Origin of the sequence: Cobetia sp. 10Alg 146 (genome assembly GCF_029846385.1) — a bacterium.
Lineage (GTDB): Bacteria > Pseudomonadota > Gammaproteobacteria > Pseudomonadales > Halomonadaceae > Cobetia > Cobetia marina.
In genome coordinates this window covers 252,053-266,835 of sequence record NZ_JARWKT010000003.1, presented here as the reverse complement: position 1 = coordinate 266,835, position 14,783 = coordinate 252,053, and the positions used below count along the sequence as shown (strand labels likewise).

12 protein-coding genes and 2 tRNA genes are annotated in these 14,783 nt (G+C 63.8%); 8 read left to right on the top strand and 6 right to left on the bottom strand.

Annotated features, from left to right (window positions below):
- Positions 1 to 43: 43 nt before the first annotated feature.
- The 3 genes from pgsA to uvrY form a co-directional block, all read right to left on the bottom strand.
- On the bottom strand, positions 44 to 592 hold the full coding sequence (gene pgsA / locus QD172_RS07175) for a CDP-diacylglycerol--glycerol-3-phosphate 3-phosphatidyltransferase (RefSeq protein WP_077374945.1): 549 nt from the start codon (positions 590 to 592) through the stop codon (positions 44 to 46).
- Positions 593 to 836: 244 nt separating this feature from the next.
- Positions 837 to 2,789 (bottom strand): excinuclease ABC subunit UvrC, encoded by a 1,953-nt coding sequence (gene uvrC, locus QD172_RS07170; RefSeq protein WP_077374942.1) that lies wholly within the window; start codon positions 2,787 to 2,789, stop codon positions 837 to 839.
- 415 nt (positions 2,790 to 3,204) lie between these two features.
- Entirely contained in the window at positions 3,205 to 3,870 is a 666-nt protein-coding gene (gene uvrY, locus QD172_RS07165; protein WP_077374938.1) for a UvrY/SirA/GacA family response regulator transcription factor, read from the bottom strand.
- 221 nt (positions 3,871 to 4,091) lie between these two features.
- On the opposite strand from uvrY, the gene QD172_RS07160 reads away from it, so the two are divergent.
- Positions 4,092 to 4,167, top strand: a tRNA-Ala gene (locus QD172_RS07160).
- Positions 4,168 to 4,240: 73 nt separating this feature from the next.
- Positions 4,241 to 4,316, top strand: a tRNA-Ala gene (locus tag QD172_RS07155).
- Positions 4,317 to 4,454: 138 nt separating this feature from the next.
- Here QD172_RS07155 and QD172_RS07150 read toward each other — a convergent pair.
- Positions 4,455 to 5,534: an ABC transporter ATP-binding protein gene (locus QD172_RS07150; RefSeq protein ID WP_217622058.1), complete on the bottom strand. Its 1,080-nt coding sequence runs from the start codon at positions 5,532 to 5,534 to the stop codon at positions 4,455 to 4,457.
- Positions 5,535 to 5,683: 149 nt separating this feature from the next.
- The gene (argF, locus tag QD172_RS07145) at positions 5,684 to 6,601 is read right to left on the bottom strand and encodes an ornithine carbamoyltransferase (RefSeq protein ID WP_077374935.1); all 918 of its coding nucleotides are present in this window, start codon (positions 6,599 to 6,601) and stop codon (positions 5,684 to 5,686) included.
- Between the two features lie 350 nt (positions 6,602 to 6,951).
- On the opposite strand from argF, the gene grxD reads away from it, so the two are divergent.
- Positions 6,952 to 7,284, top strand: a complete 333-nt coding sequence (grxD, locus tag QD172_RS07140) for a Grx4 family monothiol glutaredoxin (RefSeq protein WP_077374932.1) — start codon at positions 6,952 to 6,954, stop codon at positions 7,282 to 7,284.
- 142 nt (positions 7,285 to 7,426) lie between these two features.
- Here the strand turns inward: grxD and rnt are convergent, their stop codons facing one another.
- A complete protein-coding gene (gene rnt / locus QD172_RS07135; RefSeq protein ID WP_077375652.1) occupies positions 7,427 to 8,122 on the bottom strand; it encodes a ribonuclease T in 696 nt (231 codons plus the stop codon).
- Between the two features lie 302 nt (positions 8,123 to 8,424).
- Here rnt and QD172_RS07130 point away from each other — a divergent pair, with 302 nt between their 5' ends.
- The 5 genes from QD172_RS07130 to QD172_RS07110 all read left to right on the top strand — a co-directional run bounded on the left by QD172_RS07130 (position 8,425) and on the right by QD172_RS07110 (position 14,671).
- Positions 8,425 to 9,687 carry an argininosuccinate synthase gene (locus QD172_RS07130; protein ID WP_255303132.1) on the top strand — a complete coding sequence of 421 codons (1,263 nt, stop codon included), beginning with the start codon at positions 8,425 to 8,427 and terminating at the stop codon, positions 9,685 to 9,687.
- Between the two features lie 328 nt (positions 9,688 to 10,015).
- Positions 10,016 to 10,303: an HlyU family transcriptional regulator gene (locus tag QD172_RS07125; RefSeq protein ID WP_347882026.1), complete on the top strand. Its 288-nt coding sequence runs from the start codon at positions 10,016 to 10,018 to the stop codon at positions 10,301 to 10,303.
- Positions 10,304 to 10,388: 85 nt separating this feature from the next.
- Entirely contained in the window at positions 10,389 to 11,093 is a 705-nt protein-coding gene (locus QD172_RS07120; RefSeq protein ID WP_279855345.1) for a glutathione S-transferase, read from the top strand.
- A gap of 247 nt (positions 11,094 to 11,340) precedes the next feature.
- Positions 11,341 to 12,528: a sensor domain-containing diguanylate cyclase gene (locus tag QD172_RS07115; RefSeq protein WP_279855344.1), complete on the top strand. Its 1,188-nt coding sequence runs from the start codon at positions 11,341 to 11,343 to the stop codon at positions 12,526 to 12,528.
- A gap of 253 nt (positions 12,529 to 12,781) precedes the next feature.
- Entirely contained in the window at positions 12,782 to 14,671 is a 1,890-nt protein-coding gene (locus tag QD172_RS07110; RefSeq protein WP_279855343.1) for a dihydroxyacetone kinase subunit DhaK, read from the top strand.
- The last annotated feature ends 112 nt before the right edge of the window (positions 14,672 to 14,783 follow it).

The following is a 14,783-nucleotide window of genomic DNA, read 5'->3' as shown; positions in this document are numbered from 1 at the left end:
CGTGTCGTACTGAACATTCGTCATGCTGAACATGTGCCACGTGTCAGACGGAACGTATCAGTTCCGGCCATGCCGCACGCAGGTAACTGATCATCGACCACAACGTCAGGGCAGCGGAGATATACAGCAGGCCGAGGCCGGCATCGCCCCCGAGACTGCCTGGGGAGAAGTACAGCAGCATGAACAGGGCGAGCATCTGGGCAGCGGTCTTCAGCTTGCCGACCCACGAGACTGCCACGCTGCCGCGCTTGCCGATCTCGGCCATCCATTCGCGCAGTGCAGAGATGACGATCTCGCGACCGATGATGATCAAGCTGGGAATCGTCATCCACAGGCTGTCGTAGCGTTCGATCAACAGTCCCAATGCCACGGCGACCATCAGCTTGTCAGCCACCGGGTCCAGGAAGGCGCCGAAGGGCGTCGTCTGATTCCAGCGTCGCGCGAGATAGCCATCGAACCAGTCGGTCACTGCCGCCAGGGCGAACAGCAGGGCGGTGACGGGCAGGCTCCAGTCATATGGCAGATAGAAGCACACCACCAGCAGCGGAATGAACAGGATGCGGATCAGAGTCAGGATATTGGGAATGCTCATCGTGACGGCACGAGTCCTTGCATGAAGCGTCGGGTGGCTGGGCGAAATCAAGGGCGACGCCCCGAAAGGGCAGATCGCTCCGCTAGCGCCGCACAAGTCGTCTATTCTAGCCTGCCGGTGAGGTATTCAGCCATGCCAAACCGCAGGATATTCAAGCCGACTTCCGTTACCCCTGCCTGTGCGGCAGGCTGAGGGCGACAGAGGTCGGCGTGGGGTGTCGATGCATCCCCTGCTGCATGATCGGTCAGCCGTGCAGTGCCTGATGGATCACCTCGGCAAGGGATTCGCTGATGCCGGGCACCCGCGCCAGTTCCGGCTTGGAGGCCTGCTTGACCCCCTGGAGTCCCCCGAAGAACTTGAGCAGTTCCCGGCGGCGCTTGGGCCCGACCCCCGCGATGCCCTCGAGGCTCGAGGTGCGGCGCGCCTTGTCACGCTTGGCGCGGTGGCCGGCAATCGCGAAGCGGTGCGATTCATCACGGATATGCTGGATCAAGTGCAGCGCCGGTGAATGGCTGTCGAGATCCAGGGTGTCATGCACCGTCTCGATGAACAGCGTCTCCAGGCCGGCCTTGCGCGTGGTGCCCTTGGCGACCCCGAGCAGGATGATGTCGGTCACGCCGAGCGACACGAAGACCTCACGCGCCATGTTGAGCTGACCCTTGCCGCCATCGACCAGCAGGATGTCAGGGCGCTTGCCTTCTCCCTCCTGCAGACGCTTGAAACGTCGCGTCAGCGCCTGCTGCATGGCGGCGTAGTCATCACCGGCCGTCACTCCCTCGATGTTGAAGCGTCGATAATCCGACTTGATGGGGCCCTCGTGATCGAACACCACGCAGCTGGCCACGGTCGCCTCGCCGTGGCTGTGGGAGATGTCGAAGCACTCCAGGCGCTTGGGCACTTCCGCGAGTCCCAGAGCATCGCGCAATGACAGAAAGCGATTGGAGAGCTGCTGGCGGCTGGCCAGCTGAGTGGCCAGATACTGCTCGGCGTTGGTCTGTGCCAGCGTGAGCCACTGGGCGCGATGGCCACGTACCTGGTGTGCCACGCGAACGCGGCGACCGGCTTTCTCGCTCAGTGCACCTTCCACCAGCGGGGCATCCTCGAGTGCCAGTGAGGTGAGTACCTCATCGGGCATCTCGCGATCCTGACCCAAGTAGTACTGACTGACGAAGCCGGTCAACAGCTCGCTGCTGGTGAGGTCCAGTCCGTTGCCCGGCGAGAAATGACGCGCTCCGAGCATGCGCCCCTGGCGGACTGACAGCACGCTGATGCACAGTCCACCCGGGCGCTCGGCGAGTGCCAGAATGTCGGCATTGCCGGTGCCGGTATCGACATATTGCTTCTCCTGCATCCGACGCAGCTGGGCGACCTGATCGCGCAGGCGTGCCGCCTCCTCGAATTCCAGGCGCATGGCCGCATCTTCCATCGCCCGACTCAGCTCATCGGTGACCTGATCGCTCTGGCCGTTCAGGCACATCACCGCGTGTTCCATGTCGCGACGATAATCCTGCTTGCTGATGTAATCGACGCACGGCGCAGTGCAGCGGTTGATCTGATATTGCAGGCACGGACGCTCACGATGCGCGAATACCGAATCCTCGCAATTGCGCAGCCGGAAGATCTTCTGCATCAACGTCAGCGATTCCCGCACTGCCACGCTGCTGGGATAGGGGCCGAAATACCGGCCATCGTTGCGCTTGTGGCGCACGCGCTTGAACTCCAGCGCCGGATAGTCGTGATGCTGGCTGATGAAGACGTAAGGGTAGGACTTGTCGTCGCGCAGCAGGATGTTGTACGGCGGGCGCAGCTCCTTGATCAGGGTCTGCTCAAGCAGCAGCGCTTCCGTTTCGCTGCGAGTGATGGTGACCTGGACATCCGCGATGCGCCCGACCAGTGCCTGGGTCTTTGCATTCAGGCCGGTATTGCGGAAATAGCTGGAGAGGCGTGCCTTCAAGCGCTTTGCCTTGCCGACATAGAGCACCTCGCCGGCGGTATCCAGCATGCGATAGATGCCGGGCGCATCACTGACATGCTTGAGGAAGTGGCGCGGATCGAAATCATTCGCCTCGGCCGCCGGGGCGGAGGCATCGCTGGTGATCAGACGACTGGACACCCGAGCGGCGTCACTGCGCTCGCGGTTCGCGTTGGACTCGTTGGCGGATTCCGGTGGCGTGGAATCGGGATGCTGCTTGGCCATGGGGTTCCTCGTTCGGAGATGTCGCCAGTCTATCAAACAAGCCGAAGGCCCGATCAAGGGAGCTGCATGTCCATCTTCAGGTGCCGTGGCTGTCTTCAGGGGCAATGCGCATCGGCAGGCAAACAGATCAGATTGGGGCGGGTGTCCCGCGCAGCAAGGGGGCAGGAGACGCGGCGGGGTGGGATGCCCGGCGATGTCGGGCGCCGCCATGCCCATCGAGAGATGCCAGGCGAGCGATGCCCGTGGAGAGATGCCAGTGGAGAGATGCCAGTGGAGAGATGCCAGTGGAGAGAAGGAAAGGCCAGCAAGACGATCGGAAAAAAGCCCACGGCCCGACGATGCCTCCCCTGGGGGATGGTGTCATCGGGCCGTGGGCTTTCCCGTCAGCGAATCACTTCGCTGTCGCCTGCGTGGCTCAATCCGACAGCGGCCGAGCCTCGAGAGCATAGTCGTCGAGCAATTGATGGCGCATGGCCAGATGCGTCATCTCGACGTCACTGGTCACGCCCAGCTTCTCGAAGATGCGATAGCGATAGGTATTGACGGTCTTGGGGCTCAGGTGAAGGCGGTCGGAGATCTCGTTGACGCGATGACAGTTGACGATCATCAGCGCCACCTGCATCTCGCGGGTCGAGAGCTGCTCGAAGGGATTGCTGCACCCGGTGTCCATGCCCGAGAACACCAGGCGTTGCGCGATCTCCGGGGTCAGGTAGCGTTCGCCACCGGCGACTCGGCGAATGGCGCGAATCATTTCATCGAAGGGCGTGCCCTTGGAGATGAAACCGAAGGCCCCTGCTTCCAGCAGGCGTTTGGCGAAGGATTCCTCGAGATAGGCGGTCAGGACGATCACGCGAACTTCCGGCAGGCTGCGAACGATCTTGCGCGTGGCTTCAAGTCCATCGACGCCGGGCATGCGAATGTCCATCAGCACGATATCCGGACTGTGCTCACGGCAGAGTTTGATCGCGGTTTCGCCATCCGAGGCTTCTGCAATCACCTTGAGCCCATCCTCTAGCTCAATGGTACGGACGATGCTGGTACGCACCAGGTGGTGGTCATCAGCGACAAGAACCTTGATCAAGGCGGCTCCAGTAAAGATGTCATCAGGCGTGTTAGTTAGTATGGCTTTCAATGTACCCATTGGCCATGGGCTTGTCGATGCCACTGTCATCCCGTGCGTCGCATGCAAGATGACCACCCTTCATCAGCGTGCTTCGTGACGGTGAACGCGGGAAATCGCTGCAAAAATAAGGGGTTGACGGCTTGTCATGTGGTCTGTAGTATTCGCTGCATCGTGAGCAAGGGGCCTTAGCTCAGCTGGGAGAGCGCAACACTGGCAGTGTTGAGGTCAGCGGTTCGATCCCGCTAGGCTCCACCATGTCACGAGATGCCAGCATACCGGCATGCAGGGTCAACTCTGCGAAGTATGGCGCGCAACTTGAGCGCGCAGTGGGGCCTTAGCTCAGCTGGGAGAGCGCAACACTGGCAGTGTTGAGGTCAGCGGTTCGATCCCGCTAGGCTCCACCAGAATATGGAAAAAGCGGCCATCCTTCGGGGTGGCCGCTTTTTTTGGTTCATTGCCTCTTGCCCTTCACAGGGCCATCCCCGCCGTCGGCCGCCTTCGGTGACGCAGGCATCAGCAGCGCACTGCTGGCTGTCAAGCGTTCACATTCCCGCGTCGCTGTCTTCCAGTCGTTCGAACAGAATCAGGTGATCGGCCTGAATGCGCAGACTGACGTCTTCCCCCGGGTGATAGTCGTGATGGCTGTTGAAGGCCGCCTCGACCTCACGACCTGACGGCAAGGCCAGGCGATACAGGGTGCTGGTGCCGGCAAAGGTCGCGCTGAGCACGCGCGCCTTGAGATCACTTGTTTCCGCCTCTCCTTCAGCCAGCACCAGATCATCCGGACGCAGCAGCACGTCCACCGGTGTCCCGGCGTCATACGGATAGGCACGGTTGCCGCGGATCACCCCGAGTTCGGTGGAGACGCTTTCGTTGTCCGCCAGTGTGCCGGGGATGAAGTAGCCCTGACCGATGAAGTTGGCGACGAAGCGCGTGGCCGGCTCGTGATACAGATTGAACGGCGTATCCCATTGCTGCAGGTGCCCGGCATGGATGACGCCGATCTGGTCCGCCATCGCGAAGGCTTCGTTCTGATCATGGGTGACCAGTACCGCGCTGATGCCGAGGTGCTTGAGAATCCGGCGCACCTCCTGGCTCAGCTGGCGGCGCAGCTCCACGTCCAGATTCGAGAACGGCTCGTCGAGTAGCAGGATGCGTGGCTCCGGCGCCAGCGCGCGTGCCAGGGCCACGCGCTGCTGCTGTCCGCCCGAGAGTTCATGCGGAAAACGCTCGCCCAGATGCCCCAGACCGACCAGCGTCAGCAGTTCCGCCACCTTGGCATTGCGCTCGGCCTTCGGCATGCGGCGTACGCCGAACGCCACGTTGTCCGCCACGCTCAGGTGCGGAAACAGGGCGTAATCCTGAAAGACCATGCCGACATGGCGCTCTTCCGGCGCCGTCAGCTGGGTGGCGCTGGAGAGTACTTCTCCCTCGAGGCGAATCTCGCCGACCGCCACCGGTTCGAAGCCGGCGATCGCGCGCAGCAGGGTCGTCTTGCCGCAGCCGGACGGGCCGAGCAGGCAGGCGATATCCCCCTTGTTGAGAGAGAAATTGATGTCACGGGTCACCACGGTGGTGTCGTAGCGACATTCCAGAGAATCAATCTGCAGGAGCGGTTGCATGATGGCGGGTCGGTCCAGAAAACGAGAAGGGCAGCGAGTGGAACAGCCGGCGAGGGCATCAGGGGCGGGCGCTGAGCTCACGCGCCCGCCTGTCTGTGCATACGATGTCGCCGCCGGCATGGATGCAGGCGGCGACAGGCAGGGCTGATTCAGTCCTGACGACCCAGCATCAGGAATTCGAGCAATGCCTTCTGGGCGTGCAGACGGTTGCCGGCTTCCTGCCAGACGACGGCGCGCGGGTCATCCAGCAGTCCCATGCTGATCTCTTCGCCGCGGTGTGCCGGCAGGCAGTGCAGGAAGATGACGTCATCGGCGGCCTTGTCGAGCATGGCTTCATCGACCTGGTAGCCGGCGAAGTCGGCTTCGCGCTTGAGCTGCTCCTCTTCCTGGCCCATGGAGGCCCAGACATCGGTGGTCACCAGATCCGCGCCCTGGACAGCTTCCTGCGGGTCGCGGTGGATGCTGACGCGCTGACCGGCTGCCGCGACGATCTCGCTGTCCGGCTCGTAGCCTTCCGGGCAGCAGATGCGCAGGATGAAGTCGAACTGGCGTGCGGCGTTGATCCAGGAATGGCACATGTTGTTGCCATCACCGATCCAGACCGCTGTCTTGCCCTTCACGGAGCCACGGCACTCGGTCCAGGTCATCACGTCAGCCAGCAGCTGGCACGGATGGTAGTCATCGGTGAGTGCATTGATGACCGGCACGCTGGAGGCATCGGCGAAGGCTTCGATATCGGAGTGCGCGAAGGTGCGGATCATCACGCCATCCACCATCTCGGAGAGCACGCGCGCGGTGTCACCGATCGGCTCACCACGGCCCAGCTGGGTATCGCGCGGCGACAGGAACAGGGCATGGCCGCCGAACTGGGCCATCGCCGTCTCGAAGGACACACGGGTGCGCGTGGAGGACTTCTCGAAGATCATCGCCAGGGTACGGTTGGCGAACGGCGTGTAGACCGGACCTTCCTTCTTCAAGCCATCCTTGATGGTGATGGCGCGCTGAATCAGGTAATCGAGTTCTTCCGGAGAAAGGTCAAGCAGAGTCAGAAAGTGCCGGGTGGCCATCGAGCGGGCTCCTGTCAGGGTCTCGGGCAGCACCATCGAAAAGGGCGCCATGCGTCGGAGGGAAGGAAGTCGCCGACGATCACGGCGCCCGATTGGCGCTGCCTGTCAAAAGAGCCATCCTAGCCAGCTGAGCGGGCGGGCGCAACGCCGAGGCGTCTCGCGAGGCATCGAGAGCCCTTGCCTCGCCCCGCGCGTGCGCCGGTCAGCCTGCCGACAGCGACATCGCCGGCCTGCCCTGCAGACACCAATCTCGCCCTGGGGCAATATCGGGGGCTGAATTCGTGGCTCACCCTCAGTAGAATGAGGGAATGACACTCACGGGCCTTGCGCCCACCGTCCGAGGATTGCACATGAGCACCACCATCGAATCGATCGAGAAGCAGATTGGCGAGAACCCCATCCTGCTGTACATGAAGGGCACGCCGCAGCTGCCGCAGTGCGGTTTCTCCGCCCAGACCGTCCAGGCCGTGATGGCGTGCGGCGAGCGTTTCGCCTTCGTCAACATCCTGGACAACCCGGACATCCGTGCGGAGCTGCCGAAGTACGCCAACTGGCCGACCTTCCCGCAGCTGTGGATCAACGGCGAGCTGGTCGGCGGCTGCGACATCGTGGTCGAGATGTACCAGAACGGCGAGCTGGAACCGATGATCAAGCAGGCCGCTCAGGAAGCGGCTGCCGAGTGATCGGTCTCCTCGGGTCAGACATGTTCTGATCTGAGCGGAGCCTGTCAGACAAAACGCCCCCGCAGCCAGGCTGCGGGGGCGTTTTCGTGTGGCGATTTCGCAGGGCTGTCATGCACGGCCGGGCCGGGCAAGCCCCTGGCTGTCAGGTGGCAGGCGTCTCGAGCGAGGCGGGCACCTCGTCGTTCATGCCCTGTTCCTTCATCGCCAGATCCCAGCCGCCCAGGTCCTTGAAGCGATTGACCATCGCGCAGAACAGCTCCGCGGTGCGCTCGGTGTCATAGCGCGCCGAGTGGGCGGAGGCGTTGTCGAACTCGATGCCGGCGGCGCGGCAGGCGCGGGCCAGAACCGTCTGGCCGTAGACCAGACCCGCAAGCGAGGCGGTATCGAAGCACGAGAACGGGTGGAACGGATTGCGCTTGATACCGCAACGCTCCACCGCCGCGTTCAGGAAGCCCTGATCGAAGGCCGCGTTGTGACCGACCAGCACCGCACGTGTGCAGCCGTGTGCCTTGATGGCCTTGCGTATCGGGCTGAAGATTTCGCCCAGTGCCTGATTCTCGGCCACGGCCACCTGCTTGCGTACCGGGTTGTCCAGATCGATCCCGGTGAAGTCCAGTGCCGACTGCTCGATATTGGCCCCTTCAAAGGGCGCCACGTGAAAGGCGTAGGTGGCATCCGGCACCATGTTGCCGTCGTCATCCATGGTCAGCGTGACGGCAGCGATCTCGAGCAGTGCATCTCCGGCGGCATTGAATCCACCTGTCTCGAGGTCCACCACCACTGGCAGGAAGCCACGGAAGCGTTGTGCCATCAGCGTGCGCTCGCTCGCCTGGGTCATCAAGATCTCCAATCCCGTCATTGCGTCTCGTGCTGCGCCGTGCGTCTCGCCGGCGCTCAAGGAGAGCAATTGTAGCAGGGCGATACGGACACGTCGCGGCGCAGGCGTCAGGGCGGCCCCGGCAGGGGGGCGCCAGGTCCCGTTCTGCCCATGACAGCGCCTGTCAGCAGTATCGGTGAGGTGCCAGCCTCGCTATAATCGGCCCCACATCGTGATTCGAGTGGCAACGGGCGGCCACCTGCTGGGCAGGCCTTCCTCGCGACCGTACGATCCATCCCCACCTGCGTCCCCGTCCTCGGGCGGTGGCATCGCGGGAACTACAAGCATCAACTCAGGAGTCAAGCATGTCCGACGTGCAAAAGGTCGTTCTCGCCTACTCCGGCGGCCTGGACACTTCAGTCATCGTCAAGTGGCTGCAGGAAACCTACAACTGTGAAGTCGTGACCTTCACCGCTGATCTCGGTCAGGGCGAGGAAGTCGAGCCGGCGCGTGCCAAGGCGGAAGCCCTCGGCGTTAAGGAGATCTACATCGAGGATCTGCGCGAGACCTTCGTCCGCGATTACGTCTTCCCGATGTTCCGTGCCAACGCCATCTACGAAGGCGAGTACCTGCTGGGCACCTCCATCGCACGTCCGCTGATCGCGCGTCGCCTGGTCGAGATCGCCAACGAGACCGGCGCTGACGCCATCTCCCACGGTGCGACCGGCAAGGGCAACGACCAGGTGCGTTTCGAGCTGGGCGCCTACGCGCTGAAGCCGGGCATCCAGGTCATCGCGCCGTGGCGTGAGTGGGACCTGAACTCCCGCGAGAAGTTGATGGAATACTGCGAGCAGCACGGTATCGAAGTCGACTACGCCAAGAACAAGAAGAAGTCGCCGTACTCCATGGACGCGAACCTTCTGCACATCTCCTATGAAGGTGGCGTGCTGGAAGACCCGTGGACCGAGTGCGAAGAAGAGATGTGGCGCTGGAGCGTCAGCCCGGAGCAGGCGCCGAACGAGGCGACCTATATCGACCTGACCTACACCAAGGGCGACATCACTGCCATCGATGGCAAGGAAATGGCCGCTCACGAAGTGCTCGAGTACCTGAACAAGGTCGGCGGCGCCAACGGCATCGGCCGTCTCGACATCGTCGAGAACCGTTATGTCGGCATGAAGTCCCGTGGCTGCTACGAAACACCGGGCGGCACCATCATGATGCGTGCTCACCGTGCCATCGAATCCATCACCCTGGACCGCGAAGCGGCTCATCTGAAGGACGAGATGATGCCCAAGTACGCTGAGCTTGTGTACAACGGCTACTGGTGGAGCCCGGAGCGTCGCATGCTGCAGGCGGCCATCGATGAGTCCCAGAAGGTCGTCAACGGCGTCGTGCGTCTCAAGCTCTACAAGGGCAACGTCATCGTCGTGGGTCGTCAGTCCGAGGATTCACTGTTCGACGCCTCCATCGCGACCTTCGAGGACGATGCAGGCGCCTACGACCAGAAAGACGCTGCCGGCTTCATCAAGCTGAACTCCCTGCGCCTGCGTATCGCGGCCAGCAAGGGACGTGGCATCGAGTAAGGCATCACCGGATGCGCATGCTGAGAGATCGCCTGCCCATCTGACCCGATGACGATGTCTGTCGGGTCATCAAGACGCCGGCCCTGGTGGCAGTCCCCGGACTGCTGACGGGGCCGGCGTTCTGCCATCTGTGCCATGCAAGCGGCCAGCGCGACGCCCGTACGCGTGCCCCGGATGGCATGCGGCTTAGTGTCTGGTGGGAAGGTCGCATTTCCCCCGGCACGGGGGCGTGGCATGCTGAGGGTCTCATCATAAACTCTCATTTCTTTCACTTTTTCCAGGTGAATGCCGGTGACACTAGAGGCCGGCCACCGAAGGATCCTTCAACATGCTGGGAATGCTCAAGAAACTGTTTTCCGCAGGCGAGCCTGCGCCGGTCAAGGAACCGGAGGCCGTCGAATACAATGGTTACCTCATCGTCGCCATGCCACAGAAGCACGAAGGGCAGTACCGGGTCTCCGGCGTGATTCGCAAGCCACTGGAAGGGGGCGCGACGCTGGAGCATCGCTTCGAGCGCTCCGACACCGTGCCGGGAGAAGACGGCGCCGTGGAGCTGACCGTGCTCAAGGCGAAACGCACCATCGATGATCTGGGCGACACGATCTTCGAACGCTGAGCCGACGTGATGGGTACCCGGCGGGTATCCTCGTCGAACTCGGCATCGAAGCCTGCGTTCAGGAAGCACGATTCAGGGAGACGACATGATCACGGTGCACCATCTGGAAAACTCACGCTCGCAGCGCATTCTGTGGCTGTTGGAAGAGCTGAATCTGGAATACCGCCTGGAAATCCATGCCCGTGACGCCGGGAACATGCGTGCGCCCCGGGCACTCAAGGACATCCACCCGCTGGGCAAGGCGCCGGTGATCACCGACACCACGCTGTCCGGTGACACGGGAGCACCTGTCGTGGTCGCGGAGTCCGGCGCCATCATCGAATACCTCATCGATGTCTATGGCTCGCAGGGCAGTGGGGAGAGTGCCCACCTCAGGCCAGCCCCCGGAACTCAGGCCGAGCGCGACTACCGTTTCTGGCTGCACTTCGCCGAAGGCTCCGCCATGTTGCCGCTGATGCTCAGGCTGGTGTTCTCGCGTCTCGACAAGCCACCGGTGCCATGGTTGATCCGTCCGGTCGCCCGCCTGCTGGCCAAGGGAGTCAATGACAAGTTCATCAGCCCGGAAATCAAGGCGCACCTCACCTACATGGATACCTGTCTCGAACGTCGCCCCTGGCTTGCCGGTGACGCCCTGACCGGTGCCGATATCCAGATGAGCTTCCCGATCCAGGCGCTCGATACGCGTCAGGGGCTCAAGAATCATCCGAACATCCAGGACTGGCTGGCGCGCATCCGGGCGCGCGCCGCCTTCCAGCGCGCCGTGGACAAGGGTGGCGAACTGGCCCTCTGATCCCCGAGCGACCGGGGCGACACGTCGCCCCTGCACCCCCTGCGCAGACAGGGCATGTGAACAGGGCGTGTGGGCCGGGCGTGTGAACAGGGCATGCAGACCGGCATGCAGGCAGCAAAGGCCGAGGTGGTGCGACATCGGGATGTCGCCTGGGCCATCACGCGGGGGATCGGGAATGTGATTCCCCCGCGAGGCTATCCGGGTGGGTGACGGGTAGCGGGACAGGGAGTCAACCGGGGACGAGGGAATGACACGCAAGAGTCTACGTGAGCAGTCGCTTGAGGCCACGATCCAGCAGATGGAGCGCGACAAGGCACGTCTGGAGCGCCGTGTCGCGAGTCTGGAGGAGAAGTTGTCGTCGACCCTCGACGGCACGGGCCTGCGTCTCTGGCAGCTGGAAGTTCCCACCGGCAAGCTCACCATCTTCAACTATCGCTGGGGGCGCATGCTGGGTTATCAGCCCGGCGAGTTGAACGCTCACTTCGATGTCTGGCGAGATCACCTCCACCCGGAAGACCGCGACGAGGTGCTCGCCAATCTCGAGGACCATCTCGCCGGGCGCACCGAAGTCTATCAGGTGGTGCATCGCATGCTGGCCCGAGACGGCAGCATCACCTGGGTCGCGGACAGGGGGCGAGTCGTCGAACGTGACGCGAATGGCAAGGCGCTGCGGCTGCTGGGCACCCATACCGACATCAGCCACGAGAAGGATTACGAGACTCGCCTCAATGCCCTGGCCAGCACCGATGCACTGACGGGACTTTCCAATCGCCAGGCCATCAATGGCTGGTTCAAGCGCCAGCTGGCGGACGACAGTGCGCTGTTGTTCATCGACGTGGATGGCTTCAAGCAGGTCAATGATGCGCTGGGACATCGTGCTGGCGATGAAGTGCTGGTATTGCTCGCCCACGGTCTCAATGAAGAGCTGCATCATCTGGGCGTCCATCACCACCTGGCCGCGCGCTTCGGTGGGGATGAGTTCCTGTTCCAGCTGCCGCGCATGACACCGGCGCGTATCGAGATGATCGTGCGGCGCTGGCTGGCACGCTTCGGCCAGCCCCTCGAGATCAGCACGGGGCAGGCCAGCATCGGCCTGAGCATCGGGGTCTGCTTCGGCCGAGACGCCACCGGCAACTTCGCGGCCGCACTGGAATATGCCGATCAGGCGATGTATCGCGTCAAGCGCAGCGGCAAGCACGGCTACCATCTGCATGCCCCCTTGCGGCACGGCGAGGCGCCCCGCATCAGCGCTTTGCAGGACTCCTCCTCCAGAGCGCGTCACGCCGCCGGCACCTCCCCACGGCTGCCTCCCGAGATCCCCGTCGCCTCGCCGCTGGACACCCTGGCCCAGGCCTCCGCCGCGACACGTGCAGACAGCGCCATCCCTCTCACGCCTGCGCGTGACCTCGCCACCCGCCCGGTCATCGACGAGTGACAGCGCGGATGGCAGGCTGACGCCGCATTGCCATGTGCTTGTGCTATCACTGCCTCTCAGAACTTCTGACATCTCGGAGCTTCTGTCATCTCGGAGCTTCTGTCAGCTCGGTATCGCCCTGTCGTCTCTGCCTGCTTCGGGACTGATCGTCATGTCGGATGGCAATCCCGCATGGGCAATGGTTGACTGACACTGGCAGAGAGATGACAGGCGTCATGTCACCAGCAGGGCGAGGGTCCTCAAGGAGTGAAGGATGAGTCACAACGAGACAGGCCGACAGTGCGTCAATCAGTTCTTCCATCAGTCGGGCGATATCATCGGCGCGGCGCTTTCCGGCAGTGCCCAGTTGCAGCACCCTGATGGCAGCGGCCTGCGTCTGTCCGCGCCGGACAGCGGCATGCGCCTGGTGGTGCGCGATGACTGGCAGCGCGATCAGGTCGCGCTGATTTCCGGCGGGGGTTCCGGGCATGAGCCCGCGCATGCCGGCTTCGTCGGGGCCGGCATGCTCACCGCGGCGGTATGTGGCGAGCTGTTCGCCTCACCGACGGTGGAGGCGGTGCTCGCGGCGCTCAGAGAGGTGACCGGTGACGCGGGCACCCTGTTGATCGTCAAGAACTACACCGGAGACCGCCTCAATTTCGGTCTGGCGGCCGAACGGGCACGTCAGGAAGGACTCAAGGTCGAGATGGTCATCGTCGCCGATGATGTGGCGCTGCCTGACAACCCGCAGCCGCGCGGGCTGGCTGGCACCTTGCTGGTCCACAAGATCGCCGGGGCACTGGCGGCAGGCGGCGCGGATCTCGAGGAGGTCACCGCCGTGGCGCGCCGGGTGGCGGACAGCTGCTCGACCCTGGGCATGGCACTCGATGTCGGGCGTCATCCCGGCAAGCCGCGTGAGCCACGGGCGCCGGAGCTGGGGCTCGGCATTCATGGCGAGCCGGGCGCCACCACGCTGGAGTTCGCCAGCCACGACGGAGACTGCGACGTGCATGCCCTGATGGATCAGGTAGTGGAGGCGCTGATACAGGGGCACTCGCGCAAGGAGGCCGGGGGTGACCTGCCCGCCACCGGCCATCTGCTGATGATCAATGATCTGGGTGGCTGCTCGGCATTGGAGCGCGCGGTCCTGCTCGACGAGGCGCTGGCGCATCCGTCGCTCAAGGCGCTGGGCATTCACGCCGTGGTGGGGCCGCAGCAGCTGATGACCTCACTGGACATGCACGGCTTCTCGCTGACGCTGTTGCCGCTGGACGGCTTGCTGGAAGAGGCACTGGATGCCCGCTGTGCGCCGCGTGCCTGGCCCGGTGTTCAGCGGGTGGTGCCGCTGGCGCATTTCACGCCTCGTCAGGAGGGGGGGCGCGCTGTTCAAGACGCCTCCACGCTTGCCGAGCGCGCCCGAGCCAAGGCCGATTGCCAGGCGCGTGCTGCCCGGGAAGGCCGGGCGAGGGTAGCGCTGCCGGGCGACCCTCAGGTCGAGCAGCGGCTGCGTGCTGTGCTGGAAGTCCTGCTGGCCAGTGAGGTGGATCTCGATCGTCTCGATGCCATCAGCGGGGACGGGGATACCGGCACCACCTTTGCCGGCGGTGCCCGTGCCGTGCTGGAAGCGCTGGAGGACTGTGAGCTGGCCTGTGGTGACAGTGGCGAGCTGATGACCTCCATCGGCAAGCAGCTGGCCTACGGCATGGGCGGTTCCAGTGGCGTGCTGCTCTCGACCCTGTTCACCGCGGCGGCGACGCGGTGGAAGACGCAAGCCAGCGAGGCAGACGCCCGTGCACCTGCCTCGCTGGGGCAGCGCTGGCATGAGGCGCTCGATCACGGCGTGGGGCGGATGCAGCATTACGGCGGCGCCGTGCGCGGGGACCGCAGCCTGCTGGATGCGCTATTGCCGGCGTTGGACGCACTGCAGGCGTCGGTGCAGGGTGAGCAGCAGGCGTCGATGCAGGGCGAGCGCATCGACTGGGCCGCGATGGCACGCGCCGCCCGCCAAGGGGCGGATGCCACCGCGGAGATGGCCAAGGCACGCGCCGGACGCTCCGCCTATGTGCCCGCCGCCCATCTGGTCGGCCACAACGACCCGGGCGCGGAAGCCGTGGCGCGTGTCTTCGAAGCGCTGGCGGACGCCGCCGAGGAAGCGGCGGGCTGATTCGATTGACCCGAATGACCCGCGTCTGAGCTCCCCAGATCCACAAAGCACTAAAACCGGAAGGCCCGCCCATGAACCTCACGTTCAGGGGCGGGCCTTCTGGCATTGCGCG

Bases quoted from the DNA above. Each gene is read 5' to 3' on its own strand.
- pgsA (WP_077374945.1), bottom strand. From the start codon at position 592: ATGAGCATTCCCAATATCCTGACTCTGATCCGCATCCTGTTCATTCCG.
- uvrC (WP_077374942.1), bottom strand. From the start codon at position 2,789: ATGGCCAAGCAGCATCCCGATTCCACGCCACCGGAATCCGCCAACGAG.
- QD172_RS07150 (WP_217622058.1), bottom strand. From the start codon at position 5,534: ATGCAACCGCTCCTGCAGATTGATTCTCTGGAATGTCGCTACGACACC.
- argF (WP_077374935.1), bottom strand. From the start codon at position 6,601: ATGGCCACCCGGCACTTTCTGACTCTGCTTGACCTTTCTCCGGAAGAA.
- grxD (WP_077374932.1), top strand. From the start codon at position 6,952: ATGAGCACCACCATCGAATCGATCGAGAAGCAGATTGGCGAGAACCCC.
- rnt (WP_077375652.1), bottom strand. From the start codon at position 8,122: ATGACCCAGGCGAGCGAGCGCACGCTGATGGCACAACGCTTCCGTGGC.
- QD172_RS07125 (WP_347882026.1), top strand. From the start codon at position 10,016: ATGCTGGGAATGCTCAAGAAACTGTTTTCCGCAGGCGAGCCTGCGCCG.
- QD172_RS07120 (WP_279855345.1), top strand. From the start codon at position 10,389: ATGATCACGGTGCACCATCTGGAAAACTCACGCTCGCAGCGCATTCTG.
- QD172_RS07115 (WP_279855344.1), top strand. From the start codon at position 11,341: ATGACACGCAAGAGTCTACGTGAGCAGTCGCTTGAGGCCACGATCCAG.
- QD172_RS07110 (WP_279855343.1), top strand. From the start codon at position 12,782: ATGAGTCACAACGAGACAGGCCGACAGTGCGTCAATCAGTTCTTCCAT.